This window comes from Halorussus limi (genome assembly GCF_023238205.1).
In the GTDB taxonomy this organism is placed as follows: Archaea; Halobacteriota; Halobacteria; order Halobacteriales; family Haladaptataceae; genus Halorussus; species Halorussus limi.
This window is the reverse complement of sequence record NZ_CP096659.1, coordinates 539460-562142: the sequence shown is the minus strand read 5'-3', so window position 1 is coordinate 562142 and position 22683 is coordinate 539460. Positions and strand designations below refer to the sequence as shown.

Annotated in this window: 35 protein-coding genes; 11 read left to right on the top strand and 24 right to left on the bottom strand. The window is 66.6% G+C overall.

The window, feature by feature from the left end:
• Positions 1 to 33: 33 nt before the first annotated feature.
• A complete protein-coding gene (locus M0R89_RS02980; protein WP_248651082.1) occupies positions 34 to 318 on the bottom strand; it encodes a hypothetical protein in 285 nt (94 codons plus the stop codon).
• A gap of 106 nt (positions 319 to 424) precedes the next feature.
• On the opposite strand from M0R89_RS02980, the gene M0R89_RS02975 reads away from it, so the two are divergent.
• The 4 genes from M0R89_RS02975 (at position 425) to M0R89_RS02960 (ending at position 2278) form a co-directional block, all read left to right on the top strand.
• Positions 425 to 661 (top strand): DUF7120 family protein, encoded by a 237-nt coding sequence (locus M0R89_RS02975; RefSeq protein ID WP_248651081.1) that lies wholly within the window; start codon positions 425 to 427, stop codon positions 659 to 661.
• Between the two features lie 180 nt (positions 662 to 841).
• The gene (locus M0R89_RS02970) at positions 842 to 1084 is read left to right on the top strand and encodes a DUF7979 domain-containing protein (protein ID WP_248651080.1); all 243 of its coding nucleotides are present in this window, start codon (positions 842 to 844) and stop codon (positions 1082 to 1084) included.
• A 126-nt stretch (positions 1085 to 1210) separates the two neighbouring features.
• Positions 1211 to 1624, top strand: a complete 414-nt coding sequence (locus M0R89_RS02965) for a DUF7124 domain-containing protein (RefSeq protein ID WP_248651079.1) — start codon at positions 1211 to 1213, stop codon at positions 1622 to 1624.
• A gap of 120 nt (positions 1625 to 1744) precedes the next feature.
• Positions 1745 to 2278, top strand: a complete 534-nt coding sequence (locus M0R89_RS02960) for a DUF5815 family protein (RefSeq protein ID WP_248651078.1) — start codon at positions 1745 to 1747, stop codon at positions 2276 to 2278.
• A gap of 18 nt (positions 2279 to 2296) precedes the next feature.
• Here M0R89_RS02960 and M0R89_RS02955 read toward each other — a convergent pair whose 3' ends face one another.
• Complete coding sequence (locus M0R89_RS02955; RefSeq protein ID WP_248651077.1) at positions 2297 to 2644, bottom strand: hypothetical protein; 348 nt, start codon at positions 2642 to 2644, stop codon at positions 2297 to 2299.
• 141 nt (positions 2645 to 2785) lie between these two features.
• On the opposite strand from M0R89_RS02955, the gene M0R89_RS02950 reads away from it, so the two are divergent.
• A complete protein-coding gene (locus M0R89_RS02950; RefSeq protein WP_248651076.1) occupies positions 2786 to 3007 on the top strand; it encodes a hypothetical protein in 222 nt (73 codons plus the stop codon).
• Positions 3008 to 3036: 29 nt separating this feature from the next.
• On the opposite strand, the gene M0R89_RS02945 is transcribed toward M0R89_RS02950, so the two are convergent.
• Positions 3037 to 4050 (bottom strand): diacylglycerol/lipid kinase family protein, encoded by a 1014-nt coding sequence (locus M0R89_RS02945; protein WP_248651075.1) that lies wholly within the window; start codon positions 4048 to 4050, stop codon positions 3037 to 3039.
• A gap of 55 nt (positions 4051 to 4105) precedes the next feature.
• Between M0R89_RS02945 and M0R89_RS02940 the strand changes: the two genes are divergently transcribed.
• On the top strand, positions 4106 to 4828 hold the full coding sequence (locus M0R89_RS02940) for a CehA/McbA family metallohydrolase (RefSeq protein ID WP_248651074.1): 723 nt from the start codon (positions 4106 to 4108) through the stop codon (positions 4826 to 4828).
• A 129-nt stretch (positions 4829 to 4957) separates the two neighbouring features.
• On the opposite strand, the gene M0R89_RS02935 is transcribed toward M0R89_RS02940, so the two are convergent.
• Positions 4958 to 5371 (bottom strand): Lrp/AsnC family transcriptional regulator, encoded by a 414-nt coding sequence (locus M0R89_RS02935; protein WP_248651073.1) that lies wholly within the window; start codon positions 5369 to 5371, stop codon positions 4958 to 4960.
• Positions 5372 to 5473: 102 nt separating this feature from the next.
• Here M0R89_RS02935 and carA point away from each other — a divergent pair, with 102 nt between their 5' ends.
• Both carA and M0R89_RS02925 read left to right on the top strand, forming a co-directional pair.
• A complete protein-coding gene (gene carA, locus M0R89_RS02930) occupies positions 5474 to 6544 on the top strand; it encodes a glutamine-hydrolyzing carbamoyl-phosphate synthase small subunit (RefSeq protein WP_248651072.1) in 1071 nt (356 codons plus the stop codon).
• Positions 6545 to 6622: 78 nt separating this feature from the next.
• Positions 6623 to 6886, top strand: coding sequence for a hypothetical protein (locus tag M0R89_RS02925; RefSeq protein ID WP_248651071.1), 264 nt, complete (start codon positions 6623 to 6625; stop codon positions 6884 to 6886).
• A 25-nt stretch (positions 6887 to 6911) separates the two neighbouring features.
• Here the strand turns inward: M0R89_RS02925 and M0R89_RS02920 are convergent, their stop codons facing one another.
• Positions 6912 to 7922, bottom strand: a complete 1011-nt coding sequence (locus tag M0R89_RS02920) for a metallophosphoesterase family protein (protein WP_248651070.1) — start codon at positions 7920 to 7922, stop codon at positions 6912 to 6914.
• A 304-nt stretch (positions 7923 to 8226) separates the two neighbouring features.
• On the opposite strand from M0R89_RS02920, the gene M0R89_RS02915 reads away from it, so the two are divergent.
• Positions 8227 to 9135, top strand: coding sequence for a Vms1/Ankzf1 family peptidyl-tRNA hydrolase (locus tag M0R89_RS02915; RefSeq protein WP_248651069.1), 909 nt, complete (start codon positions 8227 to 8229; stop codon positions 9133 to 9135).
• 116 nt (positions 9136 to 9251) lie between these two features.
• On the opposite strand, the gene M0R89_RS02910 is transcribed toward M0R89_RS02915, so the two are convergent.
• Both M0R89_RS02910 and secY read right to left on the bottom strand, forming a co-directional pair.
• Positions 9252 to 10682 (bottom strand): dihydrolipoyl dehydrogenase family protein, encoded by a 1431-nt coding sequence (locus M0R89_RS02910; RefSeq protein WP_248651068.1) that lies wholly within the window; start codon positions 10680 to 10682, stop codon positions 9252 to 9254.
• A gap of 213 nt (positions 10683 to 10895) precedes the next feature.
• Positions 10896 to 12368, bottom strand: a complete 1473-nt coding sequence (secY, locus tag M0R89_RS02905; RefSeq protein ID WP_248651067.1) for a preprotein translocase subunit SecY — start codon at positions 12366 to 12368, stop codon at positions 10896 to 10898.
• Between the two features lie 155 nt (positions 12369 to 12523).
• Between secY and M0R89_RS02900 the strand changes: the two genes are divergently transcribed.
• The gene (locus tag M0R89_RS02900; protein WP_248651066.1) at positions 12524 to 13303 is read left to right on the top strand and encodes a DUF6663 family protein; all 780 of its coding nucleotides are present in this window, start codon (positions 12524 to 12526) and stop codon (positions 13301 to 13303) included.
• Positions 13304 to 13358: 55 nt separating this feature from the next.
• On the opposite strand, the gene M0R89_RS02895 is transcribed toward M0R89_RS02900, so the two are convergent.
• Positions 13359 to 14030, bottom strand: a complete 672-nt coding sequence (locus M0R89_RS02895) for a helix-turn-helix domain-containing protein (RefSeq protein ID WP_248651065.1) — start codon at positions 14028 to 14030, stop codon at positions 13359 to 13361.
• A gap of 99 nt (positions 14031 to 14129) precedes the next feature.
• Between M0R89_RS02895 and M0R89_RS02890 the strand changes: the two genes are divergently transcribed.
• On the top strand, positions 14130 to 14663 hold the full coding sequence (locus M0R89_RS02890; protein ID WP_248651064.1) for a DUF4188 domain-containing protein: 534 nt from the start codon (positions 14130 to 14132) through the stop codon (positions 14661 to 14663).
• A 49-nt stretch (positions 14664 to 14712) separates the two neighbouring features.
• Here the strand turns inward: M0R89_RS02890 and M0R89_RS02885 are convergent, their stop codons facing one another.
• From M0R89_RS02885 to M0R89_RS02810, 16 genes are all read right to left on the bottom strand, one after another.
• Positions 14713 to 15372 (bottom strand): HAD family hydrolase, encoded by a 660-nt coding sequence (locus M0R89_RS02885; protein ID WP_248651063.1) that lies wholly within the window; start codon positions 15370 to 15372, stop codon positions 14713 to 14715.
• Positions 15373 to 15488: 116 nt separating this feature from the next.
• Positions 15489 to 15980 (bottom strand): uL15m family ribosomal protein, encoded by a 492-nt coding sequence (locus M0R89_RS02880; protein ID WP_248651062.1) that lies wholly within the window; start codon positions 15978 to 15980, stop codon positions 15489 to 15491.
• A gap of 2 nt (positions 15981 to 15982) precedes the next feature.
• On the bottom strand, positions 15983 to 16447 hold the full coding sequence (gene rpmD / locus M0R89_RS02875) for a 50S ribosomal protein L30 (RefSeq protein WP_248651061.1): 465 nt from the start codon (positions 16445 to 16447) through the stop codon (positions 15983 to 15985).
• Positions 16447 to 17091, bottom strand: a complete 645-nt coding sequence (locus M0R89_RS02870) for a 30S ribosomal protein S5 (RefSeq protein ID WP_248651060.1) — start codon at positions 17089 to 17091, stop codon at positions 16447 to 16449. Before M0R89_RS02870 ends, rpmD begins: the two co-directional genes overlap by 1 nt.
• A gap of 3 nt (positions 17092 to 17094) precedes the next feature.
• Positions 17095 to 17646, bottom strand: coding sequence for a 50S ribosomal protein L18 (locus M0R89_RS02865; RefSeq protein ID WP_248651059.1), 552 nt, complete (start codon positions 17644 to 17646; stop codon positions 17095 to 17097).
• A 2-nt stretch (positions 17647 to 17648) separates the two neighbouring features.
• Positions 17649 to 18089, bottom strand: a complete 441-nt coding sequence (locus tag M0R89_RS02860) for a 50S ribosomal protein L19e (RefSeq protein WP_248651058.1) — start codon at positions 18087 to 18089, stop codon at positions 17649 to 17651.
• Positions 18086 to 18802: a 50S ribosomal protein L32e gene (locus M0R89_RS02855; protein WP_248651057.1), complete on the bottom strand. Its 717-nt coding sequence runs from the start codon at positions 18800 to 18802 to the stop codon at positions 18086 to 18088. Before M0R89_RS02855 ends, M0R89_RS02860 begins: the two co-directional genes overlap by 4 nt.
• Before the next feature lie 3 nt (positions 18803 to 18805).
• Complete coding sequence (locus M0R89_RS02850; RefSeq protein ID WP_248651056.1) at positions 18806 to 19342, bottom strand: 50S ribosomal protein L6; 537 nt, start codon at positions 19340 to 19342, stop codon at positions 18806 to 18808.
• Between the two features lie 2 nt (positions 19343 to 19344).
• Positions 19345 to 19737, bottom strand: coding sequence for a 30S ribosomal protein S8 (locus M0R89_RS02845; protein ID WP_248651055.1), 393 nt, complete (start codon positions 19735 to 19737; stop codon positions 19345 to 19347).
• A 2-nt stretch (positions 19738 to 19739) separates the two neighbouring features.
• Complete coding sequence (locus M0R89_RS02840; protein ID WP_248651054.1) at positions 19740 to 19922, bottom strand: 30S ribosomal protein S14; 183 nt, start codon at positions 19920 to 19922, stop codon at positions 19740 to 19742.
• Positions 19919 to 20443, bottom strand: a complete 525-nt coding sequence (locus M0R89_RS02835) for a 50S ribosomal protein L5 (RefSeq protein ID WP_248651053.1) — start codon at positions 20441 to 20443, stop codon at positions 19919 to 19921. Before M0R89_RS02835 ends, M0R89_RS02840 begins: the two co-directional genes overlap by 4 nt.
• Complete coding sequence (locus M0R89_RS02830; protein WP_248651052.1) at positions 20440 to 21138, bottom strand: 30S ribosomal protein S4e; 699 nt, start codon at positions 21136 to 21138, stop codon at positions 20440 to 20442. Before M0R89_RS02830 ends, M0R89_RS02835 begins: the two co-directional genes overlap by 4 nt.
• Positions 21135 to 21491, bottom strand: a complete 357-nt coding sequence (rplX, locus tag M0R89_RS02825; protein WP_248651051.1) for a 50S ribosomal protein L24 — start codon at positions 21489 to 21491, stop codon at positions 21135 to 21137. The genes M0R89_RS02830 and rplX overlap by 4 nt, the downstream gene beginning before the upstream one ends.
• Entirely contained in the window at positions 21488 to 21886 is a 399-nt protein-coding gene (locus M0R89_RS02820) for a 50S ribosomal protein L14 (protein ID WP_248651050.1), read from the bottom strand. Before M0R89_RS02820 ends, rplX begins: the two co-directional genes overlap by 4 nt.
• Positions 21886 to 22263: a 30S ribosomal protein S17 gene (locus M0R89_RS02815; RefSeq protein ID WP_248651049.1), complete on the bottom strand. Its 378-nt coding sequence runs from the start codon at positions 22261 to 22263 to the stop codon at positions 21886 to 21888. The genes M0R89_RS02820 and M0R89_RS02815 overlap by 1 nt, the downstream gene beginning before the upstream one ends.
• The gene (locus M0R89_RS02810; protein WP_248651048.1) at positions 22254 to 22682 is read right to left on the bottom strand and encodes a ribonuclease P protein component 1; all 429 of its coding nucleotides are present in this window, start codon (positions 22680 to 22682) and stop codon (positions 22254 to 22256) included. The genes M0R89_RS02815 and M0R89_RS02810 overlap by 10 nt, the downstream gene beginning before the upstream one ends.
• Position 22683: the final 1 nt, after the last annotated feature.

The window sequence follows — 22683 nt, the reverse complement described above, 5'->3', positions numbered from 1 at the left end:
CGGGGTCCGAACGCCGCTACCGAGCGAGGGCGCTCACCGCGCGAACCACGAGTCGGCCGGAATCGAGATTCCGTTTTCGTCGCAGATGTCTCGGCCGAGCGACCGCACCGACTGTTCTTGGGGCAGGGTCTCGGACTTCCGAACTGACCGTTTCAGATCCTCGGCGAGTCGGTCGACCGCCGACTCGCCGCCGAGAGCGCGCATCGCCTCGAACGCCTCGCGGTACTCGTGGTCCTCCGGCGCGGACCCGGTTCTCTCGTCGAGTTTCTCGTCGGCGAGCGCCGCGAGTTCACGGAGATGGGTGTCTACGCTGGCCATGTCCCGAGTGTCGGTTTCGACGCCCAAAGCATTGGTCGCCGCTGGGTATCGGAAGAGACGGGACAGTCCCCAACGTTGTTGTAGGTGGAACCGTTACCCGACGTACATGCCCCAACTCGAAATCTCCCTGTCGGACGACGTGGACATGCAGATCGACCAGTTGGTCACTCAGGAGGAGTTCGTGGACCGCCAAGAGGCCCTCGAAGAGATTCTCTCGCTCGGTATCAAGGAGTACCAGACCACGATGGAGAGCGACACCCGCGACGAGATGGAGTTCGCCGACGAGATGATGGAGACCACCGAGCGCTCGCTCGGCGACGAGGACGAAGGCTACCGCTTCTGAACCCCGTTCGCGAGTCGCCAACCGCCGCGACGTCCCACCGCCGCCGGACGCCGCCGCACCGTTTCCGTCCGATTTCCTTTTCCACCTGCTACGCGCCCGGAATATCTACCGCGCCGACCTGTAAGTTCCGACCACCAGAAAGTTTAACATACCCCAAGGTATATGGTACCGTATAGCACAATGGCCTCGAACACGATTTCCGGAACCGAGAGCGACGGACGCACCGTCCGCGTCCGCCCCGCGACGACTCTGCCGGCGAGCGCGCCGGTTCGTCACTTCGACGAACTGTCCGAGGAGGTCCAGCAGTTGCTCGCCGACCACCGCGACGGCGGTTCTGTCGCGGTCACGCCCGAAGTCGCTTCGGAGTTAGCCGACGAACCGTCCGTCGTGTTCTCGGAGTATCTGCGGGTCGAACTCGTCTGATTGGTTTCTCGGGTCCGGGTGCGACTACCACGGAGCGACGCGTCGACCCGGACTCGCCCGCCGAGTCTCCCCAACGGGTGACTCCGTACCGAAGCCGTTTTGCCCGCCACGGGCCGAGAAGGAGGTATGAACGGAAGCGGCGAGATGACCCTCGCCTTCGAACTCTCGGCGCTGGAGGAGTTGGCGGAACCCGGCGCGGTGTTCGACGACGCTCGCAGGTGGAGCAAGTACGTCGGCGTGGTCTCGGACAAGCCCACCTACGTCGTGACCAACTTCACCCGGAAGAACCGCATCCGACAGGACTTCTTCTCCGGCCCGAAGGGGAAAGGCGAGAGCCTCGAAAGCGTCCGCGAGCAGTTCGACACCGACCGTCACGTCTTCGTGGGCACGACCGACGACGACCGTACCCTCGCCGAGGACCACGAGTGGGAGTTCCTCGACGTGACCGAGGCCGCCGAGGCCGCCGAGTGGCAACTGGCCGAGGAAGTCGAAGAGGAAGACGAGTCGAGCGAGGAAGACCAGCGCGACGACTGGCCCTGAACGCCGGCGCGTCTCGACCGCCACCTCCGGTGACCGGTCGGCGTCCCGTCCCGAGTGACTCGATTCGACTTCTCCGACCGAGTCGCGGTCTTTAAACGCCCGAAACTCCAAGCGAGTCGCATGGCAGAACCGCGCGTTCCGGGCGGTCGGGGTGCCGAAATCGACCTCCCGTGCGGCGAGTCGGTCCACGTCCACGACCTCGACATGGGCATGCGCGAGTACGAGTGCGACTGCGGGAGTACCCACGCCGTCGTGACCGACGTGCATCCGCCCTCCCGGTTCGTCCCGGAGTTCCTCGTGAACGTCCTCCGGGCGACCATCGACACCGACGACGACCTCGGCGAGTTCGGCACCGCCCACATCATGGGCGTCGTGCTGGAGGAGTTCCCCGACGAAGTCGCCAGCGAGAACGTCGAAGAGGACCAAGACGTGGGCTACGCACTGGTCTGGGTGACCGACTTCGACTCGCGGCAACTCCACGAAATCGTGGTCGAACTCCTCGTGGAACTGATGGAACACGCCGTCAGCCACGCAGAGGACGACGACGCGATGGCCCAGTTCGAGGACGACATGCTCGATTTCGACATCGAGGAGTTCGTCGAGCAGTACCGCCGCGAACGGGACTTCTCCGGGCCCCACGACCAAGCGGTGTAGGATTATTCTCGCAGTAGCTCAGGAGAGCGCGATGGCTATCAGTGCGCCGACGCTCGACAGACAGAGACCGGCGACGTAGGCCAGCGCGACCGACCCCCAATCGACCGAGCGGCCGCGCTGGGTCGGCGAGCCGTCCTGCTCGGCGTACTCCAGCGTCTCGCCCATGCCGTCGCCGCCGTCGCCTTCCGGGGACGGACCTGCTCCTTCCGGGGCCGGACTCGTCCCGGCCTCCCCGAACAGCGCGGCCAGCAGGAGTCCTGCCGCGAAAAAGAGGAAGACGGCGACGCCCGCACCGCCGACCGCGACGAGTGCCGCGACCGTCAGCCCCGCCCCGGACACCGCGAGCAGCGTCGCTTTACGTGTCATGTGTGTTTCATTCCGGCTCCGCGGTATAGGTTTTGGGCCGATTCGGAGGACTCGGAGCGATTTGGGCCGACTTCGGGAGAGCGTCAGACGCTCGTCTGACTGAGCGTTAAGTGACAGCATCCCACACGAAAGAACATACACATGGCCCAGCGTGCGAGGGAGTACGACCTCATTCGGACCGTCCTCGCCGAGGCTGACGCCGACCAGCCGTTGACCGCGCGCGAAATCCTCCGGTTGCTCGAAGCCCGCGGCGAGTCGTTCGAGAGCGCCCACCGCGTCGCTACCGTCCTCGGTCGGCGCGCCCGCCGCGGCGACGTGACCGTCATCCGGTCGTCGCCGTACCGGTATCGACTCGAAACCTGACTCCGAGCGGCCCGCTCGGCCGACCTGACTCACTCGGGGTCGGGGTCGTAGCTCTCGCCGACCGGAATCTCCAGCGACCGTTCTCCCGTCTCCATCGTCAGCGCCTCGTACTCGGCGGTCTCGCCGTCGAAACTGAACCCGACCGGTTCGTCGCGGCGCACGTCCACCCGCAACTCCGAGGCGCGAACGTTCGTGACGTGTTCGGTCTCGTCGCCGAACAGGCGGTGGACCGCGGCCTCCTGAAGCAGGTTCGACGGTGGCGTGCGCTCGATGATGGTCACTTCGAGCAGACCGTCCTCGCAGTTGGCCTGCGAGCGCCCCTCGGCGGGGAACCGGCGGGCGTTGCCCACGAGGACCATCACCGCTTCGCCCGACCACGTCCGCTCGGCGTCAGGGCAGGCCGCCTCGACCGCCAGCGGGAGCGCGTCGAACTCCCGGACCGTCCGGAGACCGGTGACGACGTAGGCCAGCATCCCGAGTCGGTCCTTCAACTCCGGCGAGGTCGAGGCGCTGGCCTCCGCGGTCAGGCCCGCGATGCAGGAGTTCAAGAAGAGTTCAGAGCCCTCCCGGTCCGCCGCGTCCTCCTCGGCGGTCGCCACGTCGATGCGCCGACGCTCGCCGTTCGCGAGGACCTCGAAGGCGTGTTCGACGCCCTCGATGCCGAGGTTCCCCGCGAAGTTGTTGCCCGTCCCGGTCGGGACGACGCCGAACGTCACCGCGTCGAAGGCGTCGGCGGCGGCGAGACCGCGGGCCACCTCGTTCACCGTCCCGTCGCCGCCCGCCGCGGCCACGAGGTCGGCCCCGGCCTCGGCCGCGAGTCGACCGAACTCGACGGCCTCGCCGCTCGCCCGGGATTCTATCACCGTGAACCCGGCCCGGTCGGCCAGCGTCCGGACGCGCTCGCGGTGGTCTCCGTTTCCGCTGACCGGATTGAGAACGAGTATCCGGTCGCCGGGTACGCCGCCGTCGGCGACGAGTCGGTCGCCCGAGACGGCGTTTTCCCCCACGCTCCCGCCCGCGAGCGCCCCCCGAATATCGGCCATACGACACGTTGTTCGGGGCAGAAAGCCAAAGGTCTACCGGCTATTACGTTTCCGCGTGTACGCAGTCGATTTGCACGCCCACACGCGATTCTTCCACGGGCACGGGCGGGTCGCGGAGCACTACGACCCGCTGGGGGTCCGACTGTTGGCGGGGGCCGCGCGGATGCGGGGACTCGACGGAGTGGCGCTGACCAACCACGACTACTATCGCTCGTTCGACCTCGGCGACGGACCGGACTCGACCGGACCGTTCGCGGCGACGATTCCCGGCATCGAGGTCACGACGACCCACGGTCACGTCCTCGTGGTCGGCCCGGACCCGCCGACCCGGACCGAACCGGGCGACCTCTCGCCCGAGGAGGCGGTCGAACTCGCCCACGACCGCGGGTGCGCGGCCATCGTCGCCCATCCGTACCGCAACAGCACCGTCCGGGAGGTGGAGGCGGACTTCGACGCCATCGAGGTCAACGGCAAACACCCCCGGACCGAGGAGTGGGTCCGGGAACTCGCCGACCGCCACGACCTGCCGCTGGTCGGCGGGAGCGACGCCCACTACCCCGTCGAGGTCGGACGGGCCTACACCGAAATCGAGGCCGACGAACTCACGCCCGAGTCGGTCGTCGCGGCCATCCGCGAGGGTCGGGTCAGGCCCCGGGTCCACCGCGGTCCGTTCAATCGCGCGCTCCGGACGCTCTACCGGCGGGTCCACGAGGAGAAGGGAGGACTCCAGAACCCCGAGTGGCTGGAGACGCCGGGCGTCGGCGAACCGCCGAAGTGACGCGTCGGCGAGGCGGGGTCCGCCGACGGGCCGCGCGCGGAGAACTCCGACGTTCGAAACCTCGGGTCCGAGGTTCCGTTTCGACCGGATTCGTTTTTCGTAATCGGAGTCGGCGGACCTGCCGAAGCGTCACCCCAGTTTCTCGTCGAGAATCAGTCGCGTCTTCGTGTTCACGACCTCCTCCAACTCGCGGGCTCTCGTTATCAGTTGATTCACGCTCTGGGTGTCGGCGGCGTCCACGACCAGCACGATGTCCTCCTCGCCCGAGACCTGCCAGACGAAGTCCACCTGCTCCCAGTCGGCTACTCGCTCGCCGAGGTCCGAGGTGTTGACGTCCACCGCCACGTCGAGTTCTATCATCGCCTTCACGTTGCCGGTCTGGGTGGCGATGGTGAACCGCTCGATGACGCCGTCGTCGGTCATGCGCTCGACGCGGTTGCGCACCGTTCCCTCCGAGGTACCCACCTCTTCGGCGATCTCCGTGTACGGTTTTCGAGCGTCTCGGCGGAGGATGCTCAGGATTTCGCGGTCGAGTTCGTCCATGGAGATGCGACAGTAGACGCGGACCTCACTTGATGATTACGAAATTCGTAATCTCACTACGAAAGCAAGGTTTATACGGCCGGGTTTCGTATGAATCTCGTAATGTCGGCCGCATACGTCGCACTGGAAGGCGGCAGCGTCGTGGAGGCGCGCTGTCGCGCTCCGGGCACGTCCCACGGCGAACTGGTATTCACGACCGCGTACACCGGGTACGAAGAGAGCCTGACCGACCCCTCCTACGAGGAGCAGGTACTCACGTTCTCCTACCCCCTCATCGGCAACTACGGCGTCCGAGAGGAGCGCTTCGAGGACGAGCGAGTCCACCCGCGCGCGGTCGTCGCGCGAGAACTCACCGACGACGTCGCCTCGTGGCTCGAAAGCGAGGGCGTCCCCGCGGTGGACAAACTCGACACGCGCGACCTCGTCGGCCAGATTCGAGAGGGCGGCGCGATGAAGTGCGGCATCTCGGCCGGACCCGACGCCTCGCCCGAGAAGGCGAAGGACGCGCTCGCGGACTGTCCGGGGATGAGCGACCACACGGACATTGGCGCGCAGGTCAGCGTCTCGAGCCAGACGACCTACGAGGGCGGCGACGGCCCGGATGTCGCGCTCGTCGACTGCGGCGCGAAGGGGTCCATCGTGGAGTCGCTGCTCGAACGCGACGCGACGGTCCACGTCCTGCCCTACGACGTGACGCCGGCCGAAGTCGCCGACCTCGACCCCGACGTCCTGTTCGTCTCCAACGGTCCCGGCGACCCCGCGAACTTCGAAGCCGCCGAGGCGCTGGTCTCGGAGTTCGTCGGCGAGGTTCCGCTGGCGGGCATCTGTCTCGGCCAACAGATAGTCGCCCGCGCGCTCGGCGGCACCACCGAGAAGATGGCGTTCGGCCACCGCGGGGTCAACCAACCCGTCCGGGACCTCCGGAGCGACAAGGTCGTCATGACCACTCAGAACCACGGCTACACCGTCGCCGAACCCGGCCCGGAACTCGACGTGACGCAGGTCAACGTCAACGACGACACCGCCGAGGGACTGGAGAGCGACGACCTGCAGGTCCTGACCCGCCAGTACCACCCCGAGGCGAACCCCGGCCCGCACGACACGCTCGGTTTCTTCGACGACGTGGTGGAGATGGCCGGCGAGCAGAGCCGAACTCCCGTCACGGCCGACTGACGGCCGATAGCCTCCGACGGTTCTCCCGCGGCCTCTTTTCGCCGAGTTTACATTCGCGGGGGTGGAGTGGTCGGAACGATGGTGATGGTCCTCGAACTATTGTTCGGATTCGTCGTCCTCGTCGCCGCCTCCTACGTCGGCACGACGATGGCGCTCCGCGGGTTCTTCGGACGCGAGCGATACGACGGCGGGGTCGCTGGCGGGAATCGTCCGCCCGAGAACGGCGACGCGTGGGGGACGGACGACGCACTGGGGACTGACGGCGCGCAGCGAACCGACGACGCGCGAGGAGACGACGTGCCGAGGACCGGCGACGTATCGGACGACGAGAAGAGGGACTGACTCGAACGGTGGCCTGTTTTGCGGCTTACCGCTCGTCCACCAGCGGCAGGTCCGCGAGTTGGCTCTCGACCGTCGCGGCGATGTCGGCGCTCCGGTCGGAGCGACCGACAGCGAGGTCGTGGGCCTCCGCGACGCCCTCGGGGTCGGCGACCGGGACTAGTCGGAGCGTCGTTCCCTCGGGTCCGACCTCCGCGAGGACGTACGCCTGCGGGAACGACGAGAGGGCGGGGCAGACGAGTCCTCGGATGTCTCCCGAGATGGCCGCGGGCAGGTGGACGTGTCCCGAGAGGTGGAGGGCGTCGTGGTCGGCGAGGACGTCCACGAACGCGGGCGCGTCGCCGACCGGCGGGTGGGGCGCGTAGTGGCCGTCGGCGAGGTGGGATTCGAGACCCGGCGGGTTGTGGTGCGAGACCACGAGCGCGGCGTCGGTCTCGGGGAGCGTCGATTCGAGCCACGCGAGTTGGTCCTCGGAGATAGCGCCGTCGTGGGTCGCGTCGAGTTCGCCGTCGGGCGCGGACGCTGAGTTCAGGCCCAGCACGTCTACACCGCCGAGTTCGGTCCGGTAGGGGAACGAGTGGGGCGCGAAGCGCGCTTCGAACTCGCTCACGGGCGGGGTGTCGTGGTCGTCGAACGCCTTCGGCACGTCGTGGTTGCCCGGCACCGCGACGAAGGGCGCGTCGAGGCCGGCCAGCACGTCGGCGGCGGCGTCGAAGTCCTCGGGGCGGCCGTCCTCGGTCAGGTCGCCCGCGACGACGACGCCGTCCACTCCGCGGGCGTTGGCGTCGGCGACCGCGGCCCGGAGGCGGGCCTCGGTCCGGTGGAAGGCCTTCCACGTCCCCTCCTTCGCGGTCGAGAGGTGCGGGTCGGAGAACACCGCCAGCGTGGTTCGGGTCGCCGCGCGCGGTGCGGCGAACCGCGCGAGCGTGGCCGGTTCTGCACGGGAACTCAGTTCGGCCCACTCGGCGTCGATGTGGTCGGAACCGGTCGGTTCAGGCGCGGCGGGTCGAAGCTTTCGGACTCCACTTCCCTCTGTCATTGGTCGAACGTACCCGCCTGAGGCTGATAAGCGTAGCGCAGGAAGTATATATTTAACACCCTAAACTATATAGATTGGTGGCGGAGGAACGGGCGACAGGGCGGCCGCGCGTCGCGTCCGGGCCGGGCGAATATCTATGTGCGGCCGCGGTTCGAGCGAGTCGAAGGCGAGCGGACGACTCGGCATCGTAGAGAAATGCGAAAGAAACCCACAGTGGCGTCTAGGAAATGAAATTCGTTCCAAAGACCGCTACGCGACACCCAAGCAGAAGCTACAAGGCGTCTCCGGCCACTTGTCACGGCGAATGCTCGACCAGCTGCTCGGTCGCGCGGAGTTGAAAGAGCGCATCGCCGACCTCGAAGACGAGAAGCGCCACCTCGAACGCCAGTTGGAGGCCGAACAGGAGCGGCGGTCCGAGGCCGCGACCGCCCGCCAAGAGGCCGAACAGCGGGTCAACCGGCTGGAGGACCGCATCGAGGAGTTAGAAGACCGGGTCGAGCGCACCGAGTCCGACGAGGCCGGCCTCGAGTTCCGCGGGGTCGAGACCGTCCGGGGCGACCGCCTCGCCGAGGTCCTGTCGCGGCTCGAATCCGTCGAGACCGACCCCGAGGGCGCGCTGACCGCGATGGTCGGCGACGGGGACGCCGGACTGCCCGACGAGGTCGAGGACGCGTTCGGCGACCGGGCCGGACTGGTCGCCCGCGCGCGGCCCTGCCTCGCGGTCACCGACGACGCGGGCCTCGTGAGCGCGGCGCTCGTCCCGCCGGTCGCGCCCGACACCTTCGCCGAGTGGAGCGACGGCTTCCGAATCGACCGCGAGTGGTTCCTGCCGACCGGCGAGTTCGCGCTCGCGCTGGTCCGGTCGGACCTGTTCGCGGTCGGCACCTACGACGGCCGCGACCGAGTCGCCTTCGAGGGGTTCGAGAGCGACGTGAAGGGCGACCACTCGAAGGGCGGCTTCTCGCAGGGCCGGTTCGAGCGCCGCCGCGACGCCCAGATAGACGAACACCTCGAGAAGTGCGAGGCCGCCATCGACGCGGCGCTGGCCGAGTCGTCGGCCGACCGCCTCTTCGTCGTCGGCCAGCGCACGCTCCTCGGGGAGTTCGAGGACCGCGCCGACGCGACGAGCGCGGTGGACGCGACCGGCGACCCGGAGGACGCCCTATCGGACGCCTTCCGGGAGTTCTGGACGGCGCGTCTCCACCGAATATAGGCGGTCGTTCGTCGGTTCGGCGTCCGCTCGGGGGACCGCCGAGGCCGCGGGTGAATCGGGGCCGCGAACTGGGACAGCGACAGCAGGAGGTAGAACCCGCCGTACACCGCCGGGCCTCAGATGCCGGTCGGCGGGTGGCCTCGGACCTCCCGGAACGCGCCCTGCACGACCTCCGAGAGCGCCGGGTGGACGTGGATGGTCTCGGCCACGTCGTCGGCGTCGGCCCCCGCAGCGACTGCGGTGGCGACCTCGTGAATCAGCATCGAGGCGTGAGGGCCGACGATGTGGAATCCCAGAATCTCGCCGTCCGGGGCCGTGACGGCCTTGGCGAACCCGCCCGTTTCGAGCGCCGACCCGAGCGCGGTCCGGTCGTACTCGAAGGTCCCCACCTCGTAGTCGTCGCGGTCGAGTTCGTCCTCGGTCTTCCCCAGACTGCCCACCTGCGGCGACCCGAATATGGCGTGGGCCATGCCGGGGTACTCGACCTGCGCGCTCTCTCCCCGGACAGCGTTGCGGACCGCGTACTCCGCCTCCTTGTCGCCCGAGTGCTTGAACATGTAATTGCCCGCGATGTCCCCGATTGCCCACACTCCGTCCACCGAGGTTTCGAGGTGTTCGTCGGTCTCCACGAACCCCTTCTCGTCGGTGTCGATGCCCGCGGCCGCGACGTTCCACGCGTCCGAGTTCGGCCGGCGACCGGTCGCGACCAGTATCTCGTCGCCGCGGACCGCTATCTCCTCGCCGTCCTCGGACTCAGCGCGGACGACTCTCGCACCCTCACCCGCTTCGGTCCCGTCTTCGGCCAGTTCGGTCACCTCGTAGCCGGTGTGGACCTCGTGTCGCTCGGCGTAGGCGTCGGTCAGGAACTCGGCTATCTCGGGGTCCTCGCGGTCCACCAGCACGTCGCCGTGACCGACGACGACCACCTCGGTCCCCATCGCGTCGAAGAAGTGGCTCATCTCGGCCGCGATGTACCCGCCGCCCACCACGACGAGGCGGTCGGGGCGCTCCCGGAGGCGGAGCGCGTCGGCGCTCGTCAGGAAGTCCACCTCGTCGGTGCCGTCGATGGAGTCGGGAACCGTCGGTCGGGAACCGCCGGCGAGGACGATTCGCTCGCTGGTGAGTTCTGCGGAGTCGCCGTCGTCGCAGTCACCGACCGCGACGCCGTCCGTCGAGTCCACCTCGACGGTTCGCTCGCCGACGAACCGACCTTCGGTCTGATAGAACGCGATGTTCTCGTTCTCGCGGGCGTCCTCGGCCTTCGCCTCGGCCGCCGCGGTTATCTTCTCGGTCACGTCGTCCACGATGTCGGCGAACGCGACGCTCTCGACGCTGGCCTCTACGCCCAGCGCGTCGGCCCGCCGGACTGTCTCGACTACGTCCGCTCGGTGGATGAGCTTCTTCGACGGGTTACAGCCGCGGTTCAGGCAAGTACCGCCGAGTTTGTCGCGCTCGACCAGCGCCACGTCCAACCCCTCCTCGGCCGCGGCCGACGCCACGACGTTGCCGGTCCCCCCGCCGAGGACGATGATATCGAATTCGGGCATGAAGTCGTAGACGGCCGCGAGCGCAAAAGAAGCTCTTGCCCCCGCGTCCGTCGAACGGTCCGGCGCGTTTCGGCTCCCGTCGGCCTACGTCCGGTCAACGGACGGGAGATGGCTTCGACTACCGAGGGAGCGTGCGCTCGTGGGACGTTCCGGTCACGTAGCGAGCGAAAACAGAATCGACGACGAGAAGACGGCGACGAGGTTTCGTACGGTCTATCCGCCGAACATCTCGCGCATCATCGGGTGCATCTCCATCAACTGCTCTTCGGCGATCTCCTCGTATAGCTTGTACGTGATGGAGACTGTCAGCAGCAGGCCGGTCCCGGAGACGCCACCGATGGTGCCGAGCATGTTCGCCAGCACGGCCAGCAGGCCGACCAATGCGCCGCCGATGACCGTCACCTGCGGGATGTAGCGCTCCATGACCTTCTCGATGACGCCCGTGTTCTGGCGGAAGCCGGGAATCTGCATCCCGGAGTTCTGAATCTGCTCGGCGGTCGCTTCCGGACCCATGTCGGTGGTCTCCACCCAGAAGACCGCGAAGATGGCACCGCCGACGACCATGAACGTCAGGTCGATGAGGACCCGAATGAGGACCTGCCACGGCTCTTGGCCGACCGTCCCGGTCCACCACATCCACTGCCCGCGCGCCTGAATCGGCGCGAGGTAGTAGAACAGCCCGCCGGTCGGCGAGCCGCCCGAGTACGTCCCGAGCCAGTTGGGCATCCCGCCCGCGCCGAGTTGGCTGTAGAGGATGCGGCCGAGGAACTGGATGTTGGCCTGCAGCGCCCGGACGAGAATCATCGGCAGGACGCTGGCGTAGATGAGCTTCACGGGGAACCGACCGCGAGCGCCCTTGACGCGGGCGTGGCTCAGCGGAATCTCGACCCGGACGCTCTCGGCGTACACGACGATTGCGAAGATGAGGACCGTCGTGACGAGCGCGAGGATTCCGCCACCGTTGAGCATGAGATACTGAATCCCGCTCCCGGTCAGCAGGGACGGCGCGTTTTCGGCACTACCGGTGATCAGGCCGATCCACGTCGGGACGAGACCGGTCTGACCCGGAAGGCTCGGCCACGCGAACAGGCCGCCGAGCAGCTTCTGGCTGACTCCTGCGATGATGAACAGCCCGATACCGGAGCCGACGCCCCACTTGCTGATTATCTCGTCCATGAACAGGACGAGGATGCCGCCGACCGCGATTTGGGCGAAGATGAGCCACTTGACGCCCATCGTACCGAACGGCAGGCTCTGGGCGACCTGCTGGTCCACCTGCAGGAAGCCGCCGGCGAACACCATCGGCAGACCGGTCAGACAGATCATCACGCCCACCAGCAGCTTCTGCAGACCCTGATACAGCACCTGGTCGCGGGGGTCGTCGGTGTCGAGTCCGAGCAGGTCGGCACCGCCGAGCAATTGGAGGACGATGCTCGCGGTGACTATCGGACCGATACCGAGTTGCAAAACTGTCCCTTGTCCGCCCGCCAGAATCGAGCGGAACTGGCCGAAGGCGTCGTTGCCTCCGATGTTGACCCCGTACAGGAATACGTTCGTGAGGAAGAAATACAGAACCAACACGCCCGCGGTCCATCCAAGCTTCCGCTTGAACGGAACGTGGCCATCCGGACGCCTCACCGACGGCATCCGGGTGAGTACTGGTTCTGCGGCTTCTTTCCAACTCATATATCGCAATACATCGGACGGGGGCTTGTATGTGCTTCGCTTTGAGTCACGGTCGGGGAGTGAGGCCTTCACACGTTTCGGGCGAACACTGCCACGCGCTCGCGGCGACCGACCCGATGCGAGCGATTTTCCCGGCTTCGATTCGTAGCGAGCGCATGACCGACGAGCGGGCTTCCGACGGCGACGGAATCGGCGACGACGCTCGGACTGACGACGACACTCGAACAGACGACATCTGGCGCACGGACGACCGGTCGGCCGACGGTCGGGCCGCGACCGACGACGGAACCGAGGAGGCCGACGCGGGGGACGGGGACGACCGAACCGCGGACGCCGACCGGACGGCCGACGAGAGGCGCTACCGCGTGCTGGCCGCGCCCGAGGACGGCCCGGTTCGACTTCTCGACCGCCAGACCTTCGAACCGGTCGTCACCGCCGAGTCGGGCCACGACGCTCCCGTCGCGGACCTCCGGCCCGGGTATCTGGTGGACGCCGACCTCGACTGGTCGAGTCCCGACCCGACCGTCCGGTCGCTGTCGGTCCGCCGCCCGACGCTGTACGTCTTCGCCGACGACGCCGAACCCATGTTCGACGCGGCCCGCGAGACGTGGACCGAGGCGCGCACCGCCGGCGACTCGATGAACAGCAGGGTCACGCGCAACACCGACAGCGAGGTCAACGGCGTCCTCTACGTCTTCGGCGAGGACCCGACGAACGGCATCTTCGAGGCGTTCCGCGACGGCACCCGTCCGGTCGAACCGCTGGTCGATAGGGTGAACGAGCAGGAGGGGTCGGCCCCGCGCGAGGTGTTCGTCCTCCGGCCCGAAGGCGGGGAGTTCGTCGTCGTCACCATCGCGCTCCGGAAGGGCGGACAGTTCGCCGACACTCTCCGGGAGACGTACGACGCGACGCGGCCGTCCGAACCGCTCGGATAGCCGTGGACTGCTCTCGTGACGCCGTGGCTCAACGTCTGGAGCTCGCGCCCCGCCATCAGTCGTTCCCGAGGAGGACCGCTCCGAGAACCCGACGCTCGCCGCGGCGCAGTATCTCGCTCGCGGTGGACTTGTCGATTTCCAGCGTCTCCGCAAGGTCGGCCAGCGTACACTCGCGAGGCACCTCGAAGTAACCCTCGCGGAGCGCCGCGTCGAGACACTCTCGCTGGCGGTCGGTCAACAGGCCGCCGTGGCCGGTTAGCCCGCCCTCGCGGTCGGTCCGACTGTCCGTCTCGTCGCCGGTCTCGACCACCGACAGGAGGTCGTAGTCGAAGGCGCTCTCGTCCAGCGCGGTTCCGACCGCTTCGAACTGCTCGCGGGTCGCGGTCAGGTCGAACTCGAAGCGCCCGTCGGTGACGACGACGGGGAACTCCGGCGGGAGCGACGAACGGCCCAGAAACTCGTAGAGCCCCTGATCGGTCGATTCGTACTGGGCGAGTGTCCGCTCCTCGTCGGCGTAGAGCGAGTCGTAGGCGACCACGGCGGGGTGAGTCCGAATCGCTTCCGCGGCCGACTCGCAGTCCCCGCCGACGATTTCGCCCAGTTCCATCGCTCGGTCTTCGACCGGAACGCCGGTGAGTAGCCGGAACGTGGCGTCGGGATGCGACCGCGAAACCGACGAAATCCACGTATCGGGCGGGAGCGTCATTCGGAATCGCGCTCGAATCACGGAGTCGCCTCCCGCTCGGCGGACCCGGTCGCTCGTGCTGGGCAAACCGCCAACATGTTGGTGAAACGTCTAACTTCGGTCGGGATAAATCTACACCTCGTGACCGACGCGAATCGAGTCCGCACCGAGCGCACCACTGCGGAGATGGACGGGGAGTTCGTGGTGTTCGTCATCGGGATGCGAATCAACCGCCTCCGGAAGGTACACAAGTGGCTCCCGGTTGCGCTGGCGATGCCGCGGATGCTCCGGGAACTCGACGCCGACCCGGAGTCCGGACTCCTGCACTACGAAACTGTCGTCGGCTGGCGCGTACTGCTGACGATACAGTACTGGGACTCGTTCGAACGTCTCCGGGAGTACGCCCGGGACTTCGACCGGGAACACGTCCCGGCGTGGGCCTCGTACAACGAATCGAACTCCGGGACGGGTGACGTCGGTATCTTCCACGAGACGTACGTGGTGGACCCCGGCGACTGCGAGAGCGTCTACAACAACATGCCGCAGTTCGGTCTCGGGGCGGCCGGGACGCTCCGTCGGGCCGAGGGTGCCGTGGAAACGGCAGGCAAGCGACTGGGCGTTGCCGACGACGAACTGCTCGTCTCCGAGGACGGACACCGGTCAGGCGGCGAGTGACGCCTCTCGCTACCGCTCGACCAGCGGCCAACCGAACCTTCCGCCTTCCTCAGGCGCTGCAGATTCGGTGGAGGTCGTCCAGCGAGTCGATGTCCCACGTCGGCCAGACGTTCAGGTCCCAGTCTCGGCGGTGGGGCCGACGGATGAACGCCGAGTCGATGCCGGCGTTCTCGGCGGCCCGGATGTCGGACTCGTTGTCGCCGACGAACAGCGCCGAGTCGGCGTCTAAGTCAGACAGCGCCCGGTCGATGTAGTGGGAGTTAGGCTTCCGGCGGTCGAGGCTCTTGATGGTCGCCTCGCGGCCGTACGCTGTCTCGAACAGGTGGTCAACCTCGAAGTGGTCGATGAGGAAGTCGACCGTCTCCTGTTGGTTCGAGCTGACGATTCCCATCGAGGTATCGAGGTCCGCCAGCGTGTGTACGTCGTCGTAGGGCGTCTTGCGGCCCTCGCGGGCCTCCCGCTGCTGGGCGCGCGACGACGTGCTGTCGAGCGCGCGCCAGAACGTCTCGGGGTCGAGGTCGTACGTCCCACAAACTTCGCTGACGCGACTCGGCGTCGCGCCTACCGTCATGTCGTCCACGTGGTCGGGGTCCGGGTCGGTCACGCCGAACTCCTCGAACGTCTCGCAGGTTGCTTCCCGCAGGACTTCGAAGCTCGTCCGACCGACGAGGACACCGTCGTTGTCGAAGACGACGGTATCGTAGGTCATACACCGTATTGAAGTGGTGGCCTCATAAGCGTTTCACCCGCTCGTCGCTGAGCCGTCGGCTCTCGCGTCGAAAAAGAAACGGAAAAGAACGCGGAGATTTCCGCGGAACGGCGCGACTACTCGTCGTCGTCCGATTCGTCGTCGTCTTCGGCTTCCTCGGCTTCCTCGGCGCGGTCGCTGAGGACTGCGTCGCCGCCTTCCTCCTCGATGAGTTCGACCGCGCTCGCGGAGAAGGCGTCGGCGGTGACTTCGAGTCGGTTGCGGACTTGACCGTCGCCGAGCACCTTCACGGCGTCGGCGCCCCAGCCGTCCTCGACGACGTCGCGTGCGTCGAGGCGGTAGCCGGAGTCGGTCTCCTCGGCGTCGCCTTCGGCGGCCAGCAGGGCCGCGTCCTCGTCGAGCTTCTGGACCGTGACGGTCAGGACCTCGTCCTGAACCTTGTCCGGTCGCGAGAAGCCGTGCTTGCCGAGCGGTTCGTAGTTGTGGAACTCGTGTTTGGCGCGACCCGCGCGTCCGCGACCGCCGCGGTGACCGGCTCCGCGCCGGTTCTTGTGACTACCGCCGCCGTGCGTGCGGGAGCCGCGCTGTCGTCGTTTCTTGTCCGTCATGGTTATCGCATCGCCTTCAGGAGCGAATCGATCTGCTCGGTGTCGTGCTTGCCGAGCTGACCGCCCTCTTTAGTGGGGTGTTTGATGCCGTCGTGACCGCCGCGCGGCGGGTGAAGCCGGAGGACCGGGGAGAGACCCTGCTCGCGCAGCGTCGTCTCCTCGTCCAGCAGCGCGCTCGCGAGGGCGCTCACGTCGTCGTAGTCGGTGTTCTCCGCGACCCACTCGTCGTCGACGTCGGCGTCGCCCTCCTCGGGTTCGGCGCGCTTCTCGAGCACCGTCTCCAGCACGTCTTGGCTGGGTTCGCCGTACGCGGTGTAGTCGTTGACCTTCGTGACCATGCCGCGGTAGGCGTCGGTGTCCGGGACGAGCGTGCAGTGGTTGACGCGGTGCAGGTTCAGCATCTTCAGCGTGTCCTGCGTGTCGCCGTTCATGTCGACTTCGCCGCGAATCTGAACGACCGCCTTCATCACTCGGCCACCTCCTCGCTGTAGTCGGTCCGGCCGCGCGGGCCGCGGGACTCCGCGGCGTTCTCCAGCGCGTTGTACGTCGCCTTCGCGAGGTTGAGCGTCGTCCGGGTGTTGCCGTGGCTCTTGGTCCACGCGTTCTCGACGCCGCCCAGTTCAAGAATCTTGCGGACGGTGTCGGTCGCCGCGAGACCGAGGCCGGTCGGGGCCGGAATCAGTTCGACCTCGACGCTGCCTGCCTTGCCTTTCGTCCGGCGGGCCAGCGAGTGAGGTCGTTCGCTTCGGTCCTCCCACGACCCCGCGCCGCGGTTGACCTGAATCATGTTCAGCTTCGCGATGTCGATCGCCTTCTGGATGGCACCGCCGACCTGGTCGTCGCGGCCCTCGGCGTAGCCGACGTAGCCGTCGCGGTTGCCGATGGCGACGACGCAGCGGAACTTCACGCGGCGACCGGAGTCGGTCATGCGCTGGACCATGTTGATGTCCAGCACCTCGTCTTCGAGTCCCGGCAGCAGCTGGTCGACAAGCTCCGGCTCCTTCAGCGGGAGTCCGGAGTTGAGGGCGTCAGCCATCGTGTCGATGTCGCCCTCGGCGACTTTGCGGCCGAGACGGGTCTGGGGTTCCCAGCCGTCGTGGTTAGCACACATACGTTAGTCCTCCATGAGCGTCTCTCGCACTTCGTCGAAGTGCTCGGGTAGTTCTGTGGCGTCGAAATCCCCGCTGTACAGCGGTTCGTCCAACTGCTCGGCGTACTCGGCGATGTGTTCGCCGCGGTTGCGCGACCAGTCGGCCAGCACGCTGTCGTTGTGGGGAATTTCGAGCCCGGCGTCGATTGCGCCTTCCTGTATTGCGAATACTTTGCCTCCGGGTGTCGCGGTGTTGAGACCGATGTCGAGGACGGCCTCCTCGATGCCGGCTTCGAGCGCTCGCTTCCCGGCCAGCAGCCCCGTCAGGTACGCGCTGGGGAGGTTGCCCGTGGGGGCTTCCCAGCCGTACTCTTCGAGGTCGCCGGAAAACGCGCTCGCAACCGTCTCGTCGCCGTTGGGACCCATCGTGACCAGCTGCGCCCTGACGTGCTGGTTGCTCTTGCGAGCGACCAGCCGGGGCTTGCCCGATTTCAGCAGGCGCAACCTCTGATGGTAGTCAGTCCGGACCTCGCGGCGACGGCGCATCGGCACCGTGTATCGTGGTCCTGTTGCCATTGTTAGTAGTTACTCTCGATGTAGTTGAGCAGGTACTGGACGCTACGGAACTCCCCGCCCTTGGCTTTGTCGTACAGGTCTCGGTACTGAGACTGCGTGATTTCGCCTTCGGCGCGGAGTTCGCGGAGCTTCGTTCGCTGCGCGCGAATCGTCTGCTGCCACTGTTCTTTGCCCTGCTGGCGGCCGCCCGACTTCCCTTTTCGGGTGCCAGCGCCGGTCTGATGACCGTAGTCGCGCTTGGCCTTCCGCTTGCGGGCGCGACCGCGGGAGTTGCCCTTCTTGTCTTTCGCCTCTATCGAGCCGTCCTCGACGAGTTCGCGGATGTCTTCGCGGGTAATCGCTTCCGCGATGGCACCCTGCGCTTCGGGGTCGAACCAGACGCGGTTCTCGCCGACGTCGAGGACGTCGGACGCGAGTCGCTTCTGTGCGCTCAGGTCGCTCATTCTTCAACCTCCACTTCGACGTAGGTCGGGTTCAGGACGCGAACGCCCTGTTCTTCGGCCTGTTCCTCGATGCGCTCGCGCTTGCGAGCGCCGACCTTCGAGGCGATGCGGACCGCTTCGCGGTCGCCGTCGACGCCTTCGAGGTCGTCGGTGTTGTGGACGCGGACCTCCTCGAAGCCGCTGGGGTGCTTGCCGCGCACCTCGGTCGGCGTTCGGAAGCCGGCCTGAACCGTGTCGCCTTTGCCCTTGATGCCGCGGCGCTGCTTCGATAGCTTGCCGCGCGGGCGTCGCCACGAGGTCGGGGTCCGCTTCTTCTTGTGGTAGTCCTGCCGGTTGAACTGCGGCTTGCCGACGCGCTTGCGCTGCGTGAGGAGTTCCTCCTCGCGCTCGGTGAGGTCGGGGGTCTTGTCGACCAGCCCGCGGGGCTGGAGTTCGGTCTCGACCTCCTCCTCGGTCTCGGCTTCCGGTTCCTCCGGCTCTTCCTCTTCGATTTCGGCCTCGGTCTCCTCTTCGACTTCGAGACCGCCGACGTCCGCCTTGATACGGGCGGCGAGGGCGTTCCCGATGCCTTCGACCTCTGCCAGGTCGTCCTGACTCGCGGCCTTCACGTCCTGTACGGACTCGAAGCCTGCGTCGCGGAGCGCTTCGGCCTTGCTCGGGCCGACCCCGCTTACGTCTTCGAGCGATTGGGGTTCGTCGTTGTCGTCTGCCATTCGTTAGACACCTCCAGTCTGGGGCTTCTCGGTGATGTAGACGCCGTCCTGGAAGACGCGGGTGTCCTTGTCCTGCACGCGGGTCAACTGCTCGATGTCCGCGGCCGTTTGGCCGACGTCCTCGATGCTCGGCCCGCTCAGGGTGAGGACCTCGTCGTCCACGTCGACGGTCGTCTCGCCGTGAATTTCGGTGGTTCGGGGAGCCTTCTCACCGAGGAAGTTCTCGATGACGACCTCGCCGTTCTCGGCGCGGACCTGCATCGGGAAGTGGGAGTAGAACACCTCCATGGTGTACTCCCAGCCCTCGGTCACGCCGTGGAACATGTTGCGAACGTGGCTCTCGAACGTGCCCACGGTCGCGTTGGTCTTGGCGTCTTCCTCCTCGCTCTCGATGGCCACGGAGCCGTCCTCGACGGTCACCGACACGTCGGGGTACCAGAGGCGTCGCGTAACGGCGCCTTCCGGTCCCTCGACGGTGAGTTCGAGGTGGTCCATCTCCGCGGTCACGTCGTCCGGAATTTCGAGTTCTGTTCGTGCCATTGTTAGTAGACGTAGGCGATGACCTGGCCACCGACGCCCTGTTCGCGGGCCTCGTAGTGGCTCATGACGCCGCGGCTGGTCGTGACGACGAGCGCCCCGTAGTCACGGGCGGGGAGGAACCGCTTCTCCCACTTCTCGAAGTCGTCGGACCCGGCGGAGTACCGGGGTTTGACCGCGCCGCACTCGTTGATGGCGCCTTTCAGTTCGACCTCGAACTGACCGGCCTTACCGTCGTCGACGAACTCGAAGCCGTCGATGTACCCTCGGTCGTAGAAGACTTCGAGTACGCTGCCGATCTCGTTCGAGGCGGGCTGTACGGTGTGGTCCAGATGACCGACGCTCTCGGCGTTGTCGATGCCGGAGAGCGCGTTGGCCAGCGGATCGTTTCCTGCCATAGTTATCGATACTTCTTGAAGCCCATGCTTCGGGCGACTTCGCGGAAACACTGCCGACACAGGTTGATGTCGTACTTGCCGACGAGACCCTGCTTCCGACCGCAGCGCTGGCACTCGTCCGTCTGGCCGGTGCGCTTGGCGGCGTGTTCTCCGGTCGCCTCGGAGTCTATTTCACTTTCACTCATCGTTCAACCTCCACGTCGAAGTTCGATTCGAGGAACGCGATGGCGTCCTCGGCGTCCAGCTTGTGTGCCGAGGGGACCGACCGCGTGACCTTGTCCCGCTTGCTGATTCGGTAGCCCGGTCGCACGAGGTTGACCGTCACGTCGAGACCGTAGATGCCGACGTTCGGGTCGTACTCCTGGCTCGGGAACTCGGTGTGTTCCTCGACGCCGAAGCTGAAGTTCCCGGTCTCGTCGAACTGACGAGCCGCGATGTCGGCCAGCGGTAGCGCCTTCTGGAGGAACTCCCGAGCCTCGTCGTCGCGCAGGGTGACCTTCGTGCCGATGGGGTCGCCCTGCCGGATGCCGAACTCGGGCTTGGTGGACTTGGCCAGCGTCCGCACGCTCTGCTGGCCGGTCACGTCTTCGAGGATGTCCTCGGCGTCCGCGAGTTCCCGACCACCTTCGCCGACGCCCATGTGGACGACGACCTTCTCGACGGTCGGTTCGCGCATCTCGTGGAAGTCGGATTCGGCTTCGCTCATTCGTCATCACCCACGAAGTTCTCGTCGATGACCACGACGTACTCCTCGACCGTCTCGAAGGTGCCGTCGTCGGTCTCGACCACGACGTTGTTCGAGCCGCTGCCCGGCGTGACCTGAATCTCGGTGACTTCGCCGATGTCGCCCGCGTGCGAGCCGCGGACCGCGGTCACGAGGCTGCCTTCCTCATAGGGGAAGTGAGCGACGATTTCGTCGTCGTCGTTGCTGACGACGACCGAGTCGCCGGCGCTGTACTCGTCGTCCTCGACGAGGATGTTCTGCCCGTCGTGGAGGTTGAGTTGGGTCCGGCCGCCCGAAATCATCGTCTTGTCCTCTATCTTCCCGAGTTTGCTCTCGGCGTCGTCGCCGTCGATGGGGGTCAGCGTGAGCCGACCGCCCTCGTCGGGGAAGACGCGGTAGTACTCCTCGCGCTCGGTGAACGCGACGATGTCGAACATCCCGATAGGTCGGTCCTCGGCGGCGTTCTCGTCGCCGTTGACCAGCACGTTGCCCTGGTCGAGGGCGTAGCGTGCTTCCTTCCGGGACTGGACGTAGCCCAGCACGTCCCGCAGCAGGATGATGAGGGGCACGCCGTCCTCGCCGTGCGGGCCGGAGTCGGCCTTCACGGTGAAGGTGTCCGTCTTGCGCTCGACCGGCCAGGACTTCGGAACTGAGAGTCGCTTCTGGTGTTTCGTCATTCGTTCTCACCTCGGAGGCGCTCCTCGCGCAGGTCGTCTTCGAGGTCGAGGTCGGTGACCTTGAGGTTGCTCGCGTCGAGCGGCCGGGGCACTTCCTCGCCGTCGGCCTTCTCCAGGGTCACGTCCTCGACGTGAACGACCGCGTCCCGGAGGTCGACGTTGACGACTTCGCCCTCTTCGCCGGCGAAGTCCCCGCGCATCACCTCGACGGTGTCGCCCGCGTTGACGCGGACGCTGCGGGTGTCGAACTCCTCGCGGAGGTCGTCGGCGAGCGTCGCCTTGACCTGCTCGTGTCGCTCGTGGAGCGAGGCGCGCTCGGTCTGGTTTCGTTGTTTGCGTGGTTGCTGAGTCATACTATCATCGTAGCGGTGCTCGCGATACTTCCGAACCGCTCTGCGACTTCCCGCGCGATGGGACCCTTGATCTCGGTCCCGCGCGGTTCCTCGACGTCGTCGATGATGACGGCCGCGTTGTCTTCGAACTTGACGCGGGTACCGTCGGGGCGACGAATCGGCTTGCGCTGGCGGACGATGACCGCCTCCAGCACCTGCCGTCGCATCTCCGGGGTACCCTTCGTGACCGAGACGGTCACCTTGTCACCGATACCCGCCTTCGGGTGGCGGCTCTTGGTGCCGGAGTAGCCGGAGACGCTGATGAGTTTGACCTCGCGTGCGCCCGTGTTGTCGGCGCAGTTGAGGAGCGAGCCCTTCGAGAGGCCCTGCGTGACGTCGGCTTTGAGCGCTTCCATTATTCCTCGCCCTCCGTTTCGTCTTGCTGTTCGGTTCCGCCCGCTCCGAAGCTCCGCGTCGTCTCGAACTGCTCGACGACGACGTGGCTCTTCGTCTTCGAAAGCGGTCGGGTCTCTGCGATACGAACCGTGTCGCCGACTTCCAGTTCCATGCAATCCGGGTGGTGTGCCGGAACGCGGGACCGGCGCTTCATGTACCGGTCGTACTTCGGAACCGGAACGTCGTACTCTCGCTCGACGATCACGGTTTTGTCCATGTCTGTGGAAGCGACCTCTCCTTCGAGCGTCTGACCGCGCACGGACAGCGTTCCGTGGAACGGGCAGTTCTCGTCGGAGCAGGTCCCTTCCGGCTCTGATACGTTCAGTCCTATTGCCATGTGGATTCACCTGCGTTTTCGGTGCGCAATTCGGGTCGTGAGAGCAGCCGCGCGCCATCCACCGTAACGTAGGCCACGCCCTCGCAATCGCGGGGGTGTCCCCCGGAGTCCGGCGAGCCAGTCTCGCCGGACACACCAGACTGACCGGAGCGTACTCCGGCAGTTTCCGATGCAAGTTTGGACGCGGTCCCCGACCCCTTCGCGAGGTCGGCGGATTCATCTGTGAGCGCGAACTCGAATGTCGAGCCCTCTTTGGGCACCTGCCGCACCCGAGAGTCGGACGCGACGCTCAACGTGCCCTGCGTCTCGGCGACGACCCGGCCCTCGATTCCCACGAGGTCCGGGTTCGGCGCGTCGGCGACGCGGACGTGGAGTCCGTTGAGTTCGTGTCGCGTCAGGTTCTCGGGTGTGAGTGGCATC

Excerpts from the sequence above, each read along its gene's own strand:
- M0R89_RS02980 (WP_248651082.1), bottom strand. The coding sequence starts at position 318 with ATGGCCAGCGTAGACACCCATCTCCGTGAACTCGCGGCGCTCGCCGAC.
- M0R89_RS02975 (WP_248651081.1), top strand. The coding sequence starts at position 425 with ATGCCCCAACTCGAAATCTCCCTGTCGGACGACGTGGACATGCAGATC.
- M0R89_RS02970 (WP_248651080.1), top strand. The coding sequence starts at position 842 with ATGGCCTCGAACACGATTTCCGGAACCGAGAGCGACGGACGCACCGTC.
- M0R89_RS02965 (WP_248651079.1), top strand. The coding sequence starts at position 1,211 with ATGAACGGAAGCGGCGAGATGACCCTCGCCTTCGAACTCTCGGCGCTG.
- M0R89_RS02960 (WP_248651078.1), top strand. The coding sequence starts at position 1,745 with ATGGCAGAACCGCGCGTTCCGGGCGGTCGGGGTGCCGAAATCGACCTC.
- M0R89_RS02955 (WP_248651077.1), bottom strand. The coding sequence starts at position 2,644 with ATGACACGTAAAGCGACGCTGCTCGCGGTGTCCGGGGCGGGGCTGACG.
- M0R89_RS02950 (WP_248651076.1), top strand. The coding sequence starts at position 2,786 with ATGGCCCAGCGTGCGAGGGAGTACGACCTCATTCGGACCGTCCTCGCC.
- M0R89_RS02945 (WP_248651075.1), bottom strand. The coding sequence starts at position 4,050 with ATGGCCGATATTCGGGGGGCGCTCGCGGGCGGGAGCGTGGGGGAAAAC.
- M0R89_RS02935 (WP_248651073.1), bottom strand. The coding sequence starts at position 5,371 with ATGGACGAACTCGACCGCGAAATCCTGAGCATCCTCCGCCGAGACGCT.
- carA (WP_248651072.1), top strand. The coding sequence starts at position 5,474 with ATGTCGGCCGCATACGTCGCACTGGAAGGCGGCAGCGTCGTGGAGGCG.
- M0R89_RS02925 (WP_248651071.1), top strand. The coding sequence starts at position 6,623 with ATGGTGATGGTCCTCGAACTATTGTTCGGATTCGTCGTCCTCGTCGCC.
- M0R89_RS02920 (WP_248651070.1), bottom strand. The coding sequence starts at position 7,922 with ATGACAGAGGGAAGTGGAGTCCGAAAGCTTCGACCCGCCGCGCCTGAA.
- M0R89_RS02915 (WP_248651069.1), top strand. The coding sequence starts at position 8,227 with ATGCTCGACCAGCTGCTCGGTCGCGCGGAGTTGAAAGAGCGCATCGCC.
- M0R89_RS02910 (WP_248651068.1), bottom strand. The coding sequence starts at position 10,682 with ATGCCCGAATTCGATATCATCGTCCTCGGCGGGGGGACCGGCAACGTC.
- secY (WP_248651067.1), bottom strand. The coding sequence starts at position 12,368 with ATGAGTTGGAAAGAAGCCGCAGAACCAGTACTCACCCGGATGCCGTCG.
- M0R89_RS02900 (WP_248651066.1), top strand. The coding sequence starts at position 12,524 with ATGACCGACGAGCGGGCTTCCGACGGCGACGGAATCGGCGACGACGCT.
- M0R89_RS02885 (WP_248651063.1), bottom strand. The coding sequence starts at position 15,372 with ATGACCTACGATACCGTCGTCTTCGACAACGACGGTGTCCTCGTCGGT.
- M0R89_RS02880 (WP_248651062.1), bottom strand. The coding sequence starts at position 15,980 with ATGACGGACAAGAAACGACGACAGCGCGGCTCCCGCACGCACGGCGGC.
- rpmD (WP_248651061.1), bottom strand. The coding sequence starts at position 16,447 with ATGAAGGCGGTCGTTCAGATTCGCGGCGAAGTCGACATGAACGGCGAC.
- M0R89_RS02870 (WP_248651060.1), bottom strand. The coding sequence starts at position 17,091 with ATGTGTGCTAACCACGACGGCTGGGAACCCCAGACCCGTCTCGGCCGC.
- M0R89_RS02865 (WP_248651059.1), bottom strand. The coding sequence starts at position 17,646 with ATGGCAACAGGACCACGATACACGGTGCCGATGCGCCGTCGCCGCGAG.
- M0R89_RS02860 (WP_248651058.1), bottom strand. The coding sequence starts at position 18,089 with ATGAGCGACCTGAGCGCACAGAAGCGACTCGCGTCCGACGTCCTCGAC.
- M0R89_RS02855 (WP_248651057.1), bottom strand. The coding sequence starts at position 18,802 with ATGGCAGACGACAACGACGAACCCCAATCGCTCGAAGACGTAAGCGGG.
- M0R89_RS02850 (WP_248651056.1), bottom strand. The coding sequence starts at position 19,342 with ATGGCACGAACAGAACTCGAAATTCCGGACGACGTGACCGCGGAGATG.
- M0R89_RS02845 (WP_248651055.1), bottom strand. The coding sequence starts at position 19,737 with ATGGCAGGAAACGATCCGCTGGCCAACGCGCTCTCCGGCATCGACAAC.
- M0R89_RS02840 (WP_248651054.1), bottom strand. The coding sequence starts at position 19,922 with ATGAGTGAAAGTGAAATAGACTCCGAGGCGACCGGAGAACACGCCGCC.
- M0R89_RS02835 (WP_248651053.1), bottom strand. The coding sequence starts at position 20,443 with ATGAGCGAAGCCGAATCCGACTTCCACGAGATGCGCGAACCGACCGTC.
- M0R89_RS02830 (WP_248651052.1), bottom strand. The coding sequence starts at position 21,138 with ATGACGAAACACCAGAAGCGACTCTCAGTTCCGAAGTCCTGGCCGGTC.
- rplX (WP_248651051.1), bottom strand. The coding sequence starts at position 21,491 with ATGACTCAGCAACCACGCAAACAACGAAACCAGACCGAGCGCGCCTCG.
- M0R89_RS02820 (WP_248651050.1), bottom strand. The coding sequence starts at position 21,886 with ATGGAAGCGCTCAAAGCCGACGTCACGCAGGGCCTCTCGAAGGGCTCG.
- M0R89_RS02815 (WP_248651049.1), bottom strand. The coding sequence starts at position 22,263 with ATGGCAATAGGACTGAACGTATCAGAGCCGGAAGGGACCTGCTCCGAC.
- M0R89_RS02810 (WP_248651048.1), bottom strand. The coding sequence starts at position 22,682 with ATGCCACTCACACCCGAGAACCTGACGCGACACGAACTCAACGGACTC.